Source organism: Ochrobactrum sp. WV_118_8, assembly GCF_039631535.1.
GTDB classification, from domain to species: domain Bacteria; phylum Pseudomonadota; class Alphaproteobacteria; order Rhizobiales; family Rhizobiaceae; genus Brucella; species Brucella anthropi.
Genome location: NZ_JBDIUZ010000001.1, coordinates 2,730,839 through 2,747,556, shown reverse-complemented (window position 1 = coordinate 2,747,556; position 16,718 = coordinate 2,730,839). Strand labels below are relative to the sequence as shown.

The following is a 16,718-nucleotide window of genomic DNA, read 5'->3' as shown; positions in this document are numbered from 1 at the left end:
GGGGGCGTTGCCCCCGTTATTCCTTCTTATCGTTCGGTCAGCTTCAGCTCGATGCGCCGGTTCTTGGATCGGGCATCGGCTGTGTCGGAGGCGTCGAGAGGCTGATATTCCCCGAAACCTGCTGCAACGAGCCGGTTGGCGGGGACGCCATTGGCGATCAGGAATTTGACCACTGCGGTTGCGCGGGCTGACGAAAGCTCCCAGTTGTCGCGGAAGCGTCCCGTGCCAGTCAGAGGCACATTATCTGTGTGACCGTCGACACGCAGTACCCAGTTGATGTCATCCGGGATTTCCTGATTAAGCTGGATCACCGCGTCGGCAAGTTTCTTCATCTCGTCCTGACCGGCAGGATTGATATCCGCCGAGCCTGTCGGGAAAAGAACTTCCGACTGGAAGACGAAGCGGTCGCCGACGATACGGATATTCTCCTTGTCCGACAGGATTTCACGCAGGCGTCCGAAGAAGTCGGAACGATAGCGGTTCAGCTCCTGCACACGCTGCGCCAATGCGACATTCAGGCGGCGACCGAGATCGGCGATCTTGGCGTTCGATTCGCGGTCGCGACTTTCTGAAGCGTTGAGCGCATCTTCAAGTGCTGCGATCTGGCGGCGAAGGGCTGAAATCTGCTGGTTCAGCAGTTCCACCTGACTGAGTGCACGAGCGCTGACCTGCTTTTCGGCATCAAGGCTTTCGGACAGTTCGCCAGCGCGCTTTTCAGCGGCAGCACCTGCGCCGCTGCCTTCGTTCAAAAGGCTTTGCAGACGTGAACGCTCGCTTTCCGTGCTGGACAGCGAAGCCTGCAGATTGGCGATGGTGTCCTGCATATCCTGCGAATTGCTGCGCTCCAGCGACAGAAGCTGTGTCAGTTCCTGTATCTGGCTATTGAGTCGTGCGAGAACGCTATCCTTGTTGTTCACCTCGCGGCTGAGCAGGAATTGCGCCAGCACGAAGACGGTAAGCAGGAACATGATTGCGAGCAGCAGCGTCGTCAGGGCATCGACGAAGCCCGGCCAGTAATCGACATGCCTCTGGGAGCGGCGGTTGCGGGCGAGGGACATGGCTGCTTACTCCGCCTTGTCCGTGCGATCGGATTTGCGGTCGTGCGAGCGCTCGCCGATGGCCTTGGTGAGACGATCAAGCGTCTGGCGGATAGCCTTCTGCTCGTCCGCTTGTTTTTCCACCCAGTCGCGCATGATCTGCTGCTCGCTGCGCATGTTCTTGACGAGGCCCTGTATGCCTTCGGCAAGATTGGCCAGCGCTGCCGTGGTGCGCTGCGTGGATGCGTCGCCGCCATGCAGGTTCTGCAATCGGTCGGCCAGAACGCGGATTTCTTCCGTGCCTCCGTTCTGGTCGGCACCGATATCGGAACCGAGATCGGTGACGGAGGAAAGCCAGTTTTCCAGTTCTGTATAGAAACGATTTTGCGCGCGGCCCGCCTGAAGGTCGAGGAAGCCGAGAATCAGCGAGCCGGAAAGACCGAACAGCGAAGACGAGAAGGCTGTGCCCATACCGGAAAGCGGAGCCTGCAAGCCTGCCTTCAACGCATCGAGAACGTCGCCGGTGCTTCCTGAATTCGGGTCGAGGGTCTGGATGGTGCGCCCGATGGAACCAACCGTCTCCAGAAGGCCCCAGAAGGTTCCGAGCAGGCCGAGAAAGACCAGAAGCCCGATCAGATAGCGCGATATATCCCGGCTTTCATCAAGACGTGTCGCGATGGAATCGAGGATCGAACGCATGGAGGCAGTGGAAAGCGCCATCGACTGGCGGCGGCCGATCAAAGCCCGCATCGGTGCAAGCAGGACGGGCGGTCGCGTGGTGCCGTCGCGGTCACCGTCGCGGAATGAGTTGACCCAGCGAATCTCTGGCAGAAGCCGCAGCACCTGTCCGAAGGCCAGCAGAATACCGATGAGAAGCACCAGGAGTATCAGGCCGTTAAGGCCGGGATTGGTGACGAAGAACGTATGGATCTGTCGCATCAGGATCGCGGCCAGAAAAGCCACGATAATAAGGAAGATCGCCATGGAGAGAATGACAATGCGCGGGCTCGACAGGCGGTAGGGGTCGTAATCGCGTCCCTCGTCCAGACGGTCCCGGGAAACTCTCAAATCGCTCATGCGTTCCGCTCCATGGTCGCGTGTTTGAAAAGAAGCCTACTTCATTAATTCGTGAAGCGGAATCATTGGAACAAGAAAATTACGCGGATTTGTGGAGTGTGCTGTCAGGCTCGCGGGATGGTCTGAATATCGTAGAGCAGAAAGTTTATAATATTAAATCCCGTGATCTTAATATAATTTATTTCTTATATATACCTATATAATTGATGGTAATAAATAAATTATAAGTTGCTATTTTTAAGTTTTCTAATTTTGATAATTATTGCTTCGTACACTCAACTTTGTGAGAGGGACTAAGCATGAATTGGTGGAATATTCTTGGGAATATACTTGAGGCTCTGGGCAAGTTTCTCGGCCAACTGTAGCATAATTTTCTATAGATACGCTCTAAATCAATAAAAAGGCCGAGCCATTTAAGCGCTCGGCCTTGTTTTTAGACTGCTGGAGATGACCCAGGTGAAACAAACCATTGGATCGACAAAGCAGCAGGTCTTTTTTAGATCGGTTTGTTGATCGTTTTCAGCAATGCCTTCTGAATGATTTCATTGCCTGCAACGATGGTCTTGGTGCCGAAAATGTCCTGACCGCCATTCTTGTCCGAGACGAAACCACCGGCTTCGCGGATCATAAGAATGCCTGCGCCGAGATCCCACGGATGCATGCCATCTTCCCAGAAACCATCCAGACGGCCGCCTGCAACATAGGCGAGGTCGAGTGCAACAGCGCCCATGCGGCGAATGCCTGCGGTTTCGGCCATGACATTGCGCAGTTCGACCAGATAATGCCCGTGATGGCCGCGACCCAGATGCGGGATACCCGTGCCGATAACGGAATCGACCAGCTTGTTGCGCGATGCGACGCGCAGGCGACGGTCATTGAGGAATGCGCCGCCGCCGCGCTCTGCGGTGTAAAGCTCATCCATGGCCGGATTGTAGATGACGCCGGCGACGATCTGCCCCTGACGCTCGAGAGCGATGGAGACTGCGAAAACTGGAATGCCGTGCAGGAAATTTGTGGTGCCGTCGAGAGGATCGATCAGCCAGCGGTGCTGTCCGTCCTTGGATTCAACCTCGCCGGATTCTTCCATCAGGAAGCCATAATCCGGGCGGGCGCGGCTCAATTCCGTATAGATGATCTGTTCGGCGCGGCGGTCTGCCTGGCTGACATAGTCGCCGGGGCCCTTGAGAGAAACCTGAAGATTCTGGACTTCACCAAAATCGCGAGCGAGGCTGCGGCCGGCCTTCATAGCGGCCTGTACCATAACGTTGAGAAGGGCTGAGCGGGCCATTTCATTGTCCTTGTAAGCACGATCCCGAAGCGTGGATTTTTGAAAGGGATCAAGCAGTTAATCATAAACAGAATGTCGAACATCCGAACCGAAACACATTCGGTGGAGGTCGAGGAATTGAGCGATCTGAGAAAGAACGGTCGCAATCTTTGCGACATGGATAAAGTGGTGCCTGATCCAGGCACCACAAATCTCGTTTTTCGTATTAAGCGCGGCTGACGTAGGTAAGTTCGTTGGTATCAACGATCACGCGTTCGCCGGATGCGATGAACGGTGGAACGAGGATGCGGATACCGTTTTCAAGCACAGCCGGCTTGTAGGACGAAGCAGCGGTCTGGCCCTTGACGACCGGATCGGCTTCGGTGATGGCAAGCGTGACCTGATCCGGAAGGCGGATACCGATCGGCTTTTCTTCATATAGTTCGACAGTAACCATCATGCCGTCCTGCAGGAAAGCGGCACGGTCACCGACGAAATCCTTGGCCAGCTCAAGCTGTTCGTAGGATTCGGTGTCCATGAAGATCAGCGCTTCGCCCTGTTCGTAGAGGAACGAGAAATCCTTCTGTTCCAGACGAACGCGCTCGACGGTTTCTGCAGCGCGGAAACGTTCGTTGAGCTTGGTGCCGTTGATGAGGTTCTTCAGTTCGACCTGATTATAAGCGCCGCCCTTGCCAGGCTTGACGGCGTTGGTCTTGACCGCAACCCACAGGCCGCCAGCATGTTCGATGACATTGCCGGGGCGGATTTCGTTACCATTGATCTTCATGAGCTTGATCCGGAATGAAAATGTGAAACCATGTGCGGTTCGACGCATGACGACGAAAAGGCAACCGTCCGGCATTATTCCGGAGATTGCGCACCTGCCTTATACTCGAACCACGATAATCGGCGTCTCAAGACCATAAAAAGGCGCTTGGCGCAAGCCTGAGCGCGAAAAGAGAGCCAATCCAGCCTCAAAATTCGCCCAAAAATCAGCGGACGCGCAGATTGTTGGCGGTTTCTATGGCCTGTTTAATCTGGTCATCAGCCAGTCCGTCCATCATGTCGTTGAGGTCTGGTGAGCGAAAACCGGCGCGCTGGGCAACAATATACCAGGCCGCTGCTTTGACGAGATCGCCTTCTGTGCCGATGCCATCGCGATAGAGGCGGGCGAGCCAGGCCTGTGCCATCACCATGCCGCGCTGTGCGCCAAGACGCATCCAGCCAAACCCCTGTTCGTAGTCGCGGTCGCCACCGCGGCCCTCAATCAGCCAGCGGCCCAGATCGAACTGCGCCGTATCATAACCCTGTGCGGCAGCAAGCAGGAGATAGACGCGCGCTTTCTTGTCGTCGCGGGGGATGGTCGGGGTACCGTTGGCATAAATCTGGCTGAGTGCATATTGTGCATCGGCCAGCGTGGCCCCGGCCGCCTTCTCGAACCACGGGAAGGCGAGATCGATGCCCGGCTTGCCCGGCGTTTTTTCCATCAGCATCTGGCCGTAGTTGAACTGCGCCATGGCATTGCCACCCTCGGCAGCCTTCTTCATCAGTTCCTCTGCCTTGACGGGGTCTTTCCTGGCGTAGGTGCCCTGAAGCAGAAGTGCGGCATAGCGGAACTGCGCTTCTACAACACCGTTATTGGCTGCTTTCTCGTACCATTCCGCCGCCAGTTTCTGGTTGGCGGGGATGCCAAGGCCGCGCGCATAAATTTCTGCAATGAGTGTCTGCGATGCCGGATCGCCCTTTTCAGCCTGTGGCTTGGCCAGATTGAAAGCGGTCAGATAAAGGCCACGCTGAAATGCACCGAAAGCCTCGTCTGCCGGTTTGTCGCCGAAACGGCTTGGGTCGATGTGGGGCATCGGTTCGGTCGTTGCCGGTTGCGGCAGCATCACCGGCTTGGCAGGCTTGTCGGCTTTCTTATCCTGACGATCGCCCTGATGGCTGTTCTTTTGACCGCGCACCGGCTCGCCCGCTGCCAGAGCAGGCAGGACCGGCAGCGCGATTGTCAAAATGGCAGCGAGAAGAAATTTGTTCTTCATGGGCATCGGCAAGACCTTGATGAAGGGATCAGTTTTCAAAGCGTGGCGCGTTCTCATCGAGAAGCCGGTTGGCTTCCGCGACAGCTTTTGCAGGGTCTTCGGCGTCGAAGACCGCCCGACCGAGCGCAACGAAATCCGCTCCGGTTTCGGCTGCGGGGATGATGCTTTCCAGCGTGCTTCCGGCTTGCGCGATGCTGGGAATTTCCACCATCTGCGACCACCATTCGGCCAGCGACAGGTTGCGCGGATGGGCATCCGGCTTGTTATCCGCACCGATCTTGCCGAAGAAAACATAATCGGGCTGCAACTCGCCGATTTCCATTGCGCCATGGCGGTCGCGCAGATTGCCGGTGCCGACGATCATCTTCGGCGTATGTTTTTCGATCGCATCTGCCAGATCGGCAGCCTTGCCTTCGATATGAACGCCATCTGCACCGACGCGACCCGCGATGCGCGTATCGTTCAGGATAAGCGCGGCGGCGCCTTTTTCCTGAATGACGGGGATGACCTTTTCAGCTGCGGCCTGAAAAGTGGCTTCGTCGAGATCGCCGGTGTCGAGAATGACGCTTGCAACGTCGCCGCCCGAGAGCGCAGCCGTCAAAAGCTTTGCGAGGGCCGCGCCGTCGGCAAGTGGAGGCGCAACCAGCACGATGCGGCAGCGTTCGGTTTCAGTCTGGTGAGCGGGCGTGTTCATGAGCCAAGCCTAACGGGAAAAACGTGATGGAATTCGGGCAATAGAGGCGTTCTGTTTACCGGAAACGGAAGCGAGGCTCTATCTATTTGTTTTGTCGCATTTATGCGACGCAACCGGGCTTCGGCAAGTATTCATTGGCGAAACCTTCTCGGGCCCGCGCCTGTCCGGGCTGGCATAATGTTATCCACTGGAACGAAAGTTGATCGGAACCAACCCGGTTCTGCCGGGATTAACGCGTATATAAGCCACACCAAGACCGGGCGCTGAACGCTCCGGCAGAACGTGTGAAACTGTTCCGGCACCCATCCGGAATGACACGAAGAAAAGTGGAAAGGCTCGCAATCCCAAGTGCAGGCACTTTCCTTCAAAGATAGGCAGGCTGGTAAATGAATATTGCGACCGCTAGAGAAGCGATGCCCGCACAACCGACGAAAATGCGCGACACGCGCATCGACGTGTTTCGTGCGCTCGCGCTGCTAACGATCTTCATCAACCATGTGCCCGGCACGATCTACGAGCATTTCACGCACAAGAATCTGGGCTTCTCCGATTCGGCTGAAGCTTTCGTGCTGATTTCCGGCATGGCTGTGGCGCTTGCCTATGGATCTAAATTCGCTCCCGGCAATCGCCTGCTTCTGTCGCTGAAAATGTGGCGCCGCGCTGGTGTGCTCTATACGACGCACATCATGACGACCATGGCGACCATCGCCATTTTCGCCGCTGCCGCTATCTTCCTGAAGCGTTCGGAGTTGCTTACGCAGATCAACATCGCGCCGCTGGTCAAGCACCCGGTCGAAGCGCTGTTCGGCATCGTCACGATGGGTCACCAGCTCGGCTATAACAACATTTTGTCGATGTATGCCGTGATGCTGGTTTTGACTCCGATCCTGCTTCTGCTGGCGCGCATCAGCCTGCCGCTCATGCTCGGTGTTTCCGGCACGGTCTGGTTCCTGTCAGGCCTCTATCACGTTGCGCCGGTAAATTATCCGACCGAAGGCGTCTGGTTCCTCAATCCGCTGTCGTGGCAGTTCCTGTTTGCAATCGGTATTGCAGGCGTGATTCATGTACGTCGCGGTGGCGAGCTGCCGAAGCATCCGCTGCTGATCGGCCTTGCCGTTGGCTATCTGGTGCTGGCGCTGGCATGGGTGCGTATTCCGCTTTGGGGCATCGACGCGTCGATGGGCCTGCCCATGGTTCTTACCGGCTTCGACAAGACTTTCCTGTCGGGTCCGCGTCTGCTGCACGTGCTGGCGATTGCCTATCTCATCGCCGTCGTTCCGACGCTGAACAATATTGCCCGGACGGCGCCGGATAATCCTCTCGCCGTTCTCGGCAAGCATTCGCTGCCGGTCTTCATTGCCGGTACGCTGCTGGCAATGGTTGCGCAGGTGATGAAGCTCGTGAACCCGGGCGGCCTGCCTTATGACACTTTGCTGATCGCAACCGGTATCGTGATGCAGTTCGCACTGGCCTATTATCTGGAATGGCTGCCAACCATCGGTTGGGGCAAGAAGGGGTCTCCCGTTTCGGCAAAGCCCGCTGTTCCTGCTGCCGAACCCGTCAAGATGCAGGTTGCGTCAAACTCCAAGCCTGCGATGCAGCGCTATTAACCACTACTGATCAGCCGCCCATTTCGGGCGGCTTTTCTTTGAGTGAAAAGTGCCGGATTGCGTGAGATTATCCACAGCGCTACGCAGAAATTAACCATTCATTAATCTTAAGAATGTTAAATGGTTTACATCCAGTTCGGCTGGATTCTTACCGAGTGGTTTAGCCACTCTGTTTGACGCCTCCCTGTTAAACTCCTGAGAGCCGCCATTGCGGCTCTTTTTTTGTGCGCTTTTTGCTGCATATCGGGGGAATATCGATTTCCACATGCAGGCGCGCGGAACGGAACAACTGCCCAATCCGTTCTATTTACAAGCTTTCGTCAAAAGCCTCTGAAAATGTTAACCGAATGTTAAACATAAACTTGCGCGACGGTGTATGAAGGTGCAGTTTATCGTGGACTTGTTTAGCACAGCTGTTCCGTCTCAGCCTCCCCCATGGTCGAACAGCGGTTCAATGGTTTCATTCGTATCCGTCTGGCATATCCCACTGGACGAATACGGCAACGGAATGGGCCGCCGATACAGGCGGTCATGCAAGGTGGCAGAGCAGTGATTAGCGAACAGAGCCAGATGCCGAGCAATATGATCAGCCTCGCAGAGCGCATGGTTTTCTCGGATTCGTTCAAGCCGATCTATGCAGAAGGCATGGATATGGTCGAGGAAGCGGCAAGCTATCTCGACGGCGAAGGCCGTGAGGATGCGCGCAATCTTTCGCGTGTGGCTGCGACGCTCTATGCCGCCGAATCGATGCGTCTGACCACGCGCCTGATGCAGGTTGCTTCGTGGTTGCTGCTCCAGCGCGCGGCGCGGAACGGTGAAATGACCCGTCAGCAGGTTGCAGCCGAGAAAGCCAAGGTGCGTCTTGATACGCCATCGGCGGGTGAAATCGCACAAGGCTGGTCCGAACTGCCTGCAGCATTCATGGAGCTGGTCGAACGTTCCATGCGCCTTCAGGCGCGTGTGCGCCGTATGGACCGCGAAGTTTACGGTGAAGTGGTCTCGCTGCAGGGCGTCCCACGTGGCAATCCGGTTTCCGAACAGATCGTATTGCTCAAAACTGCTTTTGGCGCTTCATAACGATCGATCATGTGCGCCCTTCGTGGCGCATGTTTCTCTTTTGTTCACTTTTCTGCTGTCAAGTGAATCCGTCTGAGGATAGGGTTCGCTTATGAAAGAAACGATTCGCATCATTGGTATCGATCCGGGCCTGCGCCGTACCGGCTGGGGCATTGTCGAATCGTTGGGCAATTCACTGCATTTCATCGGTTCGGGGACTGTGACCTCGAATGCCGAGATGGATCTTGCATCGCGCCTCTGCCAGCTGCATGAAGGTCTTTCCAAAGTCCTGCATGAATATATGCCGCATGAGGCGGCGGTTGAACACACCTTCGTCAACAAGGATGCAACGGCGACGCTGAAGCTCGGTCAGGCGCGCGGCATTGCCTTGTTGGCTCCCGCGCAGGCTGGACTGCCCGTTGCCGAATATGCGCCGAATGCCGTGAAGAAGGCTGTAATCGGCGTTGGACACGGTGAAAAACAGCAAATCCATATGATGGTGAAAGTGCTGATGCCGCGCGCATCGTTCGATACGAGCGATGCCGCCGATGCTTTGGCCATTGCCATTTGTCATGCGCATCACCGGCAAAGCATCGCAAGTGCGCGCCGGTTGCAACAACTTATCGCGTAGGTGGCCATGATCGGTAAGCTCAAGGGTGTGATCGATGAAATTGCCGAGGATCATGCCGTCATCGACGTGCATGGTGTCGGCTATGTTGCGTTTTGTTCGGCGCGCACGCTCGGCAATCTGGGCGGTGCGGGCGAGGCGGCCATCCTGTTTATCGAAACCTATGTTCGCGAAGACATGATCCGCCTTTATGGCTTTGCCAATCAGCTTGAGCGCGAATGGTTCCGCCTGTTGCAGAATGTGCAGGGCGTTGGCGCCAAGGTGGCTCTCGCCGTGCTCGGCACGTTGTCGCCGTCGGAACTCGCCAATGCAATTGCACTGCGCGACATCGCCATGGTTTCGCGCGCGCCGGGTGTCGGCAAGAAGGTTGCTGAGCGCATCGTGACCGAACTCAAGAACAAGGCGCCTGCCTTCGCCGGTGATGCGAGCGGCACGATCGGGCTCAAACAGGAACTTGGCGCGGGCGCTGCCCCGGCGCCGGTTGCCGATGCGGTGTCGGCGCTTTCCAATCTCGGCTACTCGCGTGATCAGGCCGCCAATGCTGTCGCCGCGGCCTTGAAGGAAGCGGGGGAGAATGCCGATTCGGCCAAGCTCATCCGCCTGGGTCTGAAGGAATTGTCGCGGTGATTTACTTGCCTGAGCGATATGTTCATGCGAGGAGGATGGCATGAGCGACCGCAACCCTCTCATTGATGCTGACAGACGCGTAGACGAAGACAATACGCTGCGCCCGCAGACGCTTGATGATTTTGTCGGGCAGGCGGCAGCGCGCGCAAATCTGAAAGTCTTTATCGAGGCCGCCAAAGTGCGTGGCGAGGCGCTTGACCACGTCCTGTTCGTTGGCCCTCCGGGTCTCGGCAAGACGACGCTGGCGCAGATCATGGCCAAGGAACTGGGCGTCAATTTCCGCTCCACATCCGGCCCGGTTATTGCCAAGGCGGGCGATCTTGCGGCTCTGCTAACCAATCTGGAAGAGCGCGACGTTCTGTTCATCGATGAAATCCATCGTCTCAGCCCGGCAGTGGAGGAAATCCTCTATCCAGCCATGGAGGATTTCCAGCTCGACTTGATTATCGGCGAGGGACCGGCGGCACGTTCGGTGAAGATCGATCTTGCGAAATTTACGCTGGTTGCGGCAACGACCCGTCTCGGGCTTCTGACCACGCCGTTACGGGATCGCTTCGGCATTCCGACACGGCTCAATTTCTATACGGTCGAGGAACTGGAATATATCGTGCGGCGTGGTGCGCGCATCATGCAGATGGGTATTTCGCCGGATGGTGCGCTGGAAGTCGCCCGCCGTTCACGCGGCACACCACGTATTGCCGGACGGTTGTTGCGTCGCGTGCGCGATTTCGCGCTGGTCGCCGGCGCCGATGTCATCGATCGCAAGATCGCTGATGAGGCGCTGTCACGCCTTGAAGTGGACAACCGCGGGCTGGATCAGCTCGACCGGCGTTACCTCAATATTATCGCACGCAATTTCGGGGGCGGTCCGGTGGGGATCGAAACCATTGCCGCCGGCCTGTCTGAGCCGCGTGACGCAATTGAAGACATTATCGAACCCTATCTGATCCAGCAGGGTTTCCTGCAGCGCACGCCACGCGGCCGCGTTTTGACGGCCATCGCATGGCAGCATCTCGGATTGCCCGCGCCTGCCGAAATCATCCAGCAGTCGCAATACGGCCTCTTCATGGAAGACGAATGACGGAACGACAGGAACAATCGGCGCAGGCTGCTGTGGCTGGCGAACTGAAAGACGGCGTGCATCTGCTCTATGCGCGCATCTATTATGCCGATACGGATTTTTCCGGCTTCGTCTATCACGGTCGCTATCTGGAATTCTACGAACGCGGACGCACGGATTTCCTGCGTTTGCAGGACGTTCATCATATCGAATTGGCTGAGGGCGCGCTCGGTGAAGAAATGGTCTGGGTCGTTCGCCGCATGGAGATCGATTACAAATCGCCCGCGAAGATGGATGATCTTATTCTGATTGAAACCCGCGTCAGCGAAATTCGCGGCGCGCGGGTCATCATGGCGCAGAAAATTACCTGCGGGGAGCGTCTGCTTTCGGAGGCGAAGGTAGAGGCCGTGATGATAACCAAAGAAGGCCATCCGCGCCGCATTCCCGACGAATGGCGGGAAGCTTTCACCAACAACCGCAAGAACTGAGTCCCAGGACCGCTCCAATGACGGTCTTCACTGGCATGTTCGTGCGGAATTCGATGCGCTAGCGGCAAATATACCTATTTGGGCGAATGCTAACGCATCTTTAACCATAATATTCCATTAATCACCCTGACGGAATCGGTGGAGAGGCAGGCTTGAAGCGCAGCGCCTTCCTTTCACCAAAATTAACCGTAACAAGCGCGTGATGGATTTAAAGTTGAAATCCGGAATGGCGGTTGCGGTGCGAAGTGTCGGCCGCTCGTCGGGCAGGTACGGCTTCAAGTTGAAAAGCTGCGCAGGTTTGGAGCGTCTGTTTTCAGACGTTGAGTAACGGATTTGCGATACCGCCCGGTCATGTGGCCGGGCGTTTGGATTCGAGGACGGTAGATCGATGGAAAATGTTGCGTTAGCGGCCCCCGCCGCCGATGTTACCCTCTGGGGCCTGTTCATGCAGGCGAACTGGGTCGTCAAGCTGGTTATGCTTGGCCTGTTGTTCGCCTCGATCTGGACTTGGGCTATCATCGTGGACAAGACGATTGCTTACGGACGGGCACGGCGCGCGATTGATCGCTTCGAGCAGACGTTCTGGTCCGGCCAGTCGCTGGAGGAACTCTATCGCAATCTCGGCGAACGCCGTACCACCGGCATGGCGTCCATCTTCATGGCCGCGATGCGTGAGTGGAAGAAATCATTCGAGAAGGGCGCTCGCTCGCCCATTGGCCTGCAGATGCGTATCGACAAGGCCATGGATGTCGCGCTGGCGCGCGAAAGTGAAAAGCTCGACTCGCGTCTGGGCTTTCTGGCGACCATCGGCTCTGCAGCCCCCTTCATCGGTCTGTTTGGTACGGTTGTCGGTATCATGACCTCGTTCCAGGCAATCGCCGCTTCCAAGAACACCAGTCTTGCCGTTGTGGCGCCGGGTATTGCCGAAGCGCTTCTGGCAACGGCAATCGGTCTTCTCGCCGCTATTCCTGCCGTTATTGCCTACAACAAGCTGTCGGCGGATGCAGGTAAGATCGGCGGACGGCTGGAAGGTTTTGCGGATGAATTTTCCGCCATACTGTCGCGCCAAATTGATGAGAAGCTGACGCCGCGTAATTAAGCGGCTTCAAGCATCGAGTGTAGTTTCAGCCTTCGGGAATCTTGCAATGGGCATGTCGGTAGGAAATCAGGGAATGCAGTCGGGCGGGCGCCGCAGGCGCGGCCGCAAGAAGGCATTGATGAGCGAAATCAACGTGACGCCATTCGTCGACGTGATGCTCGTTCTCCTCATCATCTTTATGGTCTCCGCGCCGCTGCTGACGGTTGGCGTGCCGATTGACCTGCCCGATACGCAGGCCAAGGCGATGAATGCCGATACGCAGCCGATCACTGTTTCGGTCAACAGCGAAGGCAAGATCTTCCTGCAGGAAACCGAAATTCCGATTGATGAAGTGGTGCCGAAACTCCAGGCTATCGCCAAGACGGGCTATGAAGAGCGCATTTTCGTGCGTGGTGACAAGGCTGCCGATTACGGCACCGTCATGAAAGTCATGGCCCGCATTTCCGCCGCCGGTTTCAAGAATATCGGCCTTGTGACCCTCCAGGAGCAGGATAGCTGACGCCATCATGAAGGCTGGCCTGACATCTTCTGTTGCCTTGCATGCCGTTGCGGTCGCGCTGGCAGTGGTTTCGTTTTCCTCGCCGAAGGCTTTCGACGTGCAGGATTCGGAATCGTTCCCGGTTGATATCGTACCGATCGAGTCGATGACGCAAATCCAGCAGGGCGAAAAGACTGCGCCCATGAAGGAAAAGTCGGCTCCTGTGCCGACAACCAAACCGCAGACTGTTCCAAACGCCGAGAATTTTGGCGATCAGGATATCGATACCCAGACACCGCCAAAGCCCGATGCAAAGGCGAAGCCAATCGAGGCGGCGGAAGAACCCAAGGCGCAACCGGAACCGGTAAAAAAGCCGGAACCGAAGCCTGATCCGAAACCGGAACAGAAGCCTGAGACCAAGCCAACGCCGGTTCCGGCGACGGAAGTTCAGGCCAAGCCGGAAGAAAAGCAGGAAGTGAAGCCTGATCCGGTGGCTGAAGCCATCGAAAAACAGGCGGAAACCCCTGACGCTGAAACGCCGAAGCTGCCGGACAAGGTGCCAGCGCCCGACGCCAAGCCGAAGCCGCCGCAGGCGCAGACAGCAAAGACGCCGGACCGCAAACCGACGGAAGACAAGAAGCCGACGCAGAACGCCGCTCAGACTTCGAAATCGAAGAATGATGCGATTGCCGATGAGGTTGCTGCCCTTCTGAACAAGCAGAAGGCGGCAGGCGGCGGAGCCAAGCGTTCCACCGATCAGGCATCGCTGGGCGGCAAGAAGAATACTGGCGGCTCCAAGCTCAGCCAGAGCGAAATGGATGCGTTGCGCGGTGCGATTTCCAAATGCTGGAACGTGCCTGCCGGTGTGGCCGACGCGCCGGGACTGGTCGTGACCGTCAAGATGAAGCTGAATCAGGATGGCTCCATTCAGGGCTCTCCGGAAGTGACATCGGGTGGGGGCGGCGATGGTGTTGGTCGTGCAGCAGCCGAGAGCGCCAAGCGCGCTGTCGCACGCTGCGCGCCGTACAATCTGCCAGTCGACAAATATGATTCATGGTCGGAAGTGATCGTCAACTTCGACCCGAGCGAAATGTTCTGACCGGGTTTCCGGTCGCCAACCAACTTACTGCAAGGACAAAGAGGTCCCAGAAGACATGAAAATCGGCATCATCAATACAAAGATCCGGACGGTCTTTTCGGCTTTCGCGTGTATGATTGCCGCAAGCCTTGTCTGCACCATGCCGGCGCGCGCCGTCGTGGAAATCAACATCAACAAGGGGGTGATCGAGCCGTTGCCGATCGCCATCACCGATTTCCTTTCGGCTGATCAGCTCGGACCGAATATCACGTCGGTCATCGCGGCCGATCTTGAGCGGTCTGGTCTTTTTGCACCGATCGACAAGGGCGCCTTCATCGAGAAGATCTCCAATCCGGACGCGGCTCCGCGTTTCGAGGACTGGAAGGTCATCAATGCGCAGGCGCTTGTCACGGGCCGCATCACCAAACAGCCGGATGGCCGTCTCAAGGCTGAGTTCCGCCTGTGGGATACGTTTGGTGGCCAGCAGATGATCGGCCAGCAGTTCTTCACCACGCCGGACAACTGGCGCCGCGTCGCCCATATCATCGCTGACGCCATCTATGAGCGCCTGACCGGTGAAAAGGGCTACTTCGATACGCGTGTTGTTTTCGTCGATGAATCCGGCCCGGCACAGAAGCGTGTGAAGCGTCTTGCCATCATGGATCAGGACGGCGCCAATGTGCGTTACATTTCCGACGGTCGCGCCATTTCGCTGACGCCGCGTTTCTCGCCGAACCGTCAGGAAGTCACCTATATGTCGTTCGAAGGCGGTTCGCCGAAGGTGTATCTGCTGCAGCTCGAAACCGGCCAGCGTGAACTCGTCGGCAATTTCCCCGGCATGACCATTGCTCCGCGTTTCTCGCCCGATGGCCAGAAGGTTGTGATGAGCCTGCTTCAGGACGACGGCAGTGCCAATATCTATACGATGGACCTGCGCAATCGTTCGACCACGCGCCTGACCAACAGCCAGGCTATCGATACGAGCGCGTCCTATTCACCGGACGGATCGCAGATTGTTTTCTCCTCCGACCGTGGTGGACGTCCGCAGCTCTATGTCATGGGTGCTGATGGCTCCAATCCGCGCCGTATCTCGGCCGGTGACGGCAGCTATTCCACGCCGGTTTGGTCTCCGCGCGGTGATCTCATCGCCTTCACCAAGCAGTCACAGGGCCAGTTCTCCATTGGTGTGATGAAAACTGACGGTTCGGGCGAACGCCTGCTGACCTCGGGCTTCCACAATGAAGGCCCGACCTGGGCTCCGAACGGTCGCGTGCTGATGTTCTTCCGCAAGGCGGCGGGTGCAGGCGGTCCGAAGCTCTTCACCATCGACCTGACCGGTCGCAACGAGCGCCAGATCCAGACGCCGAACTTCGCATCCGATCCGGCCTGGTCGCCGCTGCTCGAATAGCGGATTCGCGGATAGTTATGGAAAGTGAAGGCGCGAAACTCCGGTTTCGCGCCTTTTTCATGGATAGAACGGTTCCGGTTCAAGCGGAAACGGGAAACCGTTCTATCTCCTTGTTTTATCGCATTATCCTCACGCAAAACCGCTTCGCACTTTTGCAGGAAATGCTCAAATTGCCACAATCATTGCCAGGAAGCCGTGTTTCTGCCGTATTTTGCCCCCAAGGGCTAACACCAGAACTGCTGCCGGAAATCGCCGGTTGCATCTGGCCGCAAGAAAATATTAACCATACTTCTTGAGCCTGTCTTAACCTCAATATGATTATTGGATGGTTACGCAGGAACATCAAATCTTAAGGAGCTCCGGCCCATGCGCCGTATCCAGTCGATTGCACGTAGCCCGATCGCTATTGCCCTTTTCATGTCGCTCGCCGTTGCCGGTTGTGCGTCCAAGAAGAACCTTCCGAACAATGCCGGTGATCTGGGTCTCGGTGCAGGCGCTGCAACGCCGGGTTCCTCGCAGGACTTCACGGTCAATGTTGGCGACCGCATCTTCTTCGATCTCGATTCTTCGCTGATCCGCGCCGATGCACAGCAGACGCTTTCCAAGCAGGCCCAGTGGCTGCAGCGTTATCCGCAGTACTCGATCACGGTCGAAGGCCATGCCGACGAACGCGGTACGCGTGAATATAACCTTGCTCTCGGCCAGCGCCGTGCAGCTGCTACCCGCGACTTCCTCGCTTCGCGTGGCGTCCCGACCAACCGTATGCGCACCATCTCCTACGGTAACGAACGTCCGGTCGCAGTTTGCGATGCCGACTCGTGCTGGTCGCAGAACCGTCGTGCCGTCACCGTTCTCAACGGTGCAGGCAGCTAATCTGCGGGCACCTGACAGTGTTACGGAAAAGCGGCTTTCGAGCCGCTTTTTTCGTTTTTGACCGCCTGTTTGGTCGTTTCGACAAACTTTGGCCGAAGTCGCACTTGTCATAGTGAGCGTCAAAAGGCCTTCGCTTTTCGCATTATCCGACGCAAAACCGCTTCGCACTTTTGCGGGAAATGCTCTAAAAGCGGAGCTG

At 57.0% G+C, this 16,718-nt stretch carries 18 protein-coding genes; 12 read left to right on the top strand and 6 right to left on the bottom strand.

Annotated features, from left to right (window positions below; genetic code table 11):
* Positions 1-26: 26 nt before the first annotated feature.
* The 6 genes from ABDF71_RS13380 to ABDF71_RS13355 form a co-directional block, all read right to left on the bottom strand.
* On the bottom strand, positions 27-1,058 hold the full coding sequence (locus ABDF71_RS13380; RefSeq protein WP_010661388.1) for a peptidoglycan -binding protein: 1,032 nt from the start codon (positions 1,056-1,058) through the stop codon (positions 27-29).
* A 6-nt stretch (positions 1,059-1,064) separates the two neighbouring features.
* Complete coding sequence (locus ABDF71_RS13375; RefSeq protein ID WP_071633517.1) at positions 1,065-2,114, bottom strand: MotA/TolQ/ExbB proton channel family protein; 1,050 nt, start codon at positions 2,112-2,114, stop codon at positions 1,065-1,067.
* Between the two features lie 496 nt (positions 2,115-2,610).
* Positions 2,611-3,402, bottom strand: a complete 792-nt coding sequence (locus ABDF71_RS13370; protein ID WP_010661386.1) for an inositol monophosphatase family protein — start codon at positions 3,400-3,402, stop codon at positions 2,611-2,613.
* 205 nt (positions 3,403-3,607) lie between these two features.
* The gene (gene efp, locus ABDF71_RS13365; RefSeq protein WP_010661385.1) at positions 3,608-4,168 is read right to left on the bottom strand and encodes an elongation factor P; all 561 of its coding nucleotides are present in this window, start codon (positions 4,166-4,168) and stop codon (positions 3,608-3,610) included.
* Between the two features lie 205 nt (positions 4,169-4,373).
* Positions 4,374-5,420 carry a tetratricopeptide repeat protein gene (locus tag ABDF71_RS13360; protein WP_500061614.1) on the bottom strand — a complete coding sequence of 349 codons (1,047 nt, stop codon included), beginning with the start codon at positions 5,418-5,420 and terminating at the stop codon, positions 4,374-4,376.
* Positions 5,421-5,448: 28 nt separating this feature from the next.
* Positions 5,449-6,114: a thiamine phosphate synthase gene (locus ABDF71_RS13355; protein ID WP_029929540.1), complete on the bottom strand. Its 666-nt coding sequence runs from the start codon at positions 6,112-6,114 to the stop codon at positions 5,449-5,451.
* Between the two features lie 386 nt (positions 6,115-6,500).
* Between ABDF71_RS13355 and ABDF71_RS13350 the strand changes: the two genes are divergently transcribed.
* The 12 genes from ABDF71_RS13350 to pal all read left to right on the top strand — a co-directional run bounded on the left by ABDF71_RS13350 (position 6,501) and on the right by pal (position 16,519).
* The gene (locus ABDF71_RS13350; RefSeq protein ID WP_437259851.1) at positions 6,501-7,724 is read left to right on the top strand and encodes an OpgC family protein; all 1,224 of its coding nucleotides are present in this window, start codon (positions 6,501-6,503) and stop codon (positions 7,722-7,724) included.
* Positions 7,725-8,294: 570 nt separating this feature from the next.
* A complete protein-coding gene (gene rcdA, locus ABDF71_RS13345; RefSeq protein ID WP_010661381.1) occupies positions 8,295-8,801 on the top strand; it encodes a protease adaptor protein RcdA in 507 nt (168 codons plus the stop codon).
* Between the two features lie 91 nt (positions 8,802-8,892).
* Positions 8,893-9,411 carry a crossover junction endodeoxyribonuclease RuvC gene (ruvC, locus tag ABDF71_RS13340; RefSeq protein WP_010661380.1) on the top strand — a complete coding sequence of 173 codons (519 nt, stop codon included), beginning with the start codon at positions 8,893-8,895 and terminating at the stop codon, positions 9,409-9,411.
* 6 nt (positions 9,412-9,417) lie between these two features.
* Positions 9,418-10,035, top strand: a complete 618-nt coding sequence (ruvA, locus tag ABDF71_RS13335) for a Holliday junction branch migration protein RuvA (RefSeq protein ID WP_010661379.1) — start codon at positions 9,418-9,420, stop codon at positions 10,033-10,035.
* A gap of 40 nt (positions 10,036-10,075) precedes the next feature.
* Positions 10,076-11,116 (top strand): Holliday junction branch migration DNA helicase RuvB, encoded by a 1,041-nt coding sequence (gene ruvB, locus ABDF71_RS13330; protein ID WP_010661378.1) that lies wholly within the window; start codon positions 10,076-10,078, stop codon positions 11,114-11,116.
* Positions 11,113-11,583, top strand: coding sequence for a YbgC/FadM family acyl-CoA thioesterase (locus tag ABDF71_RS13325; protein ID WP_029929546.1), 471 nt, complete (start codon positions 11,113-11,115; stop codon positions 11,581-11,583). Before ruvB ends, ABDF71_RS13325 begins: the two co-directional genes overlap by 4 nt.
* A gap of 388 nt (positions 11,584-11,971) precedes the next feature.
* Entirely contained in the window at positions 11,972-12,682 is a 711-nt protein-coding gene (gene tolQ, locus ABDF71_RS13320) for a protein TolQ (protein WP_010661376.1), read from the top strand.
* Between the two features lie 46 nt (positions 12,683-12,728).
* A complete protein-coding gene (gene tolR, locus ABDF71_RS13315; RefSeq protein WP_010661375.1) occupies positions 12,729-13,181 on the top strand; it encodes a protein TolR in 453 nt (150 codons plus the stop codon).
* Positions 13,182-13,188: 7 nt separating this feature from the next.
* Complete coding sequence (gene tolA, locus ABDF71_RS13310; protein ID WP_010661374.1) at positions 13,189-14,259, top strand: cell envelope integrity protein TolA; 1,071 nt, start codon at positions 13,189-13,191, stop codon at positions 14,257-14,259.
* A gap of 55 nt (positions 14,260-14,314) precedes the next feature.
* Positions 14,315-15,646, top strand: a complete 1,332-nt coding sequence (tolB, locus tag ABDF71_RS13305) for a Tol-Pal system beta propeller repeat protein TolB (protein WP_010661373.1) — start codon at positions 14,315-14,317, stop codon at positions 15,644-15,646.
* Positions 15,647-15,663: 17 nt separating this feature from the next.
* Entirely contained in the window at positions 15,664-15,942 is a 279-nt protein-coding gene (locus ABDF71_RS13300; protein WP_151616373.1) for a hypothetical protein, read from the top strand.
* Positions 15,943-16,012: 70 nt separating this feature from the next.
* Entirely contained in the window at positions 16,013-16,519 is a 507-nt protein-coding gene (gene pal, locus ABDF71_RS13295) for a peptidoglycan-associated lipoprotein Pal (protein WP_010661371.1), read from the top strand.
* Positions 16,520-16,718: the final 199 nt, after the last annotated feature.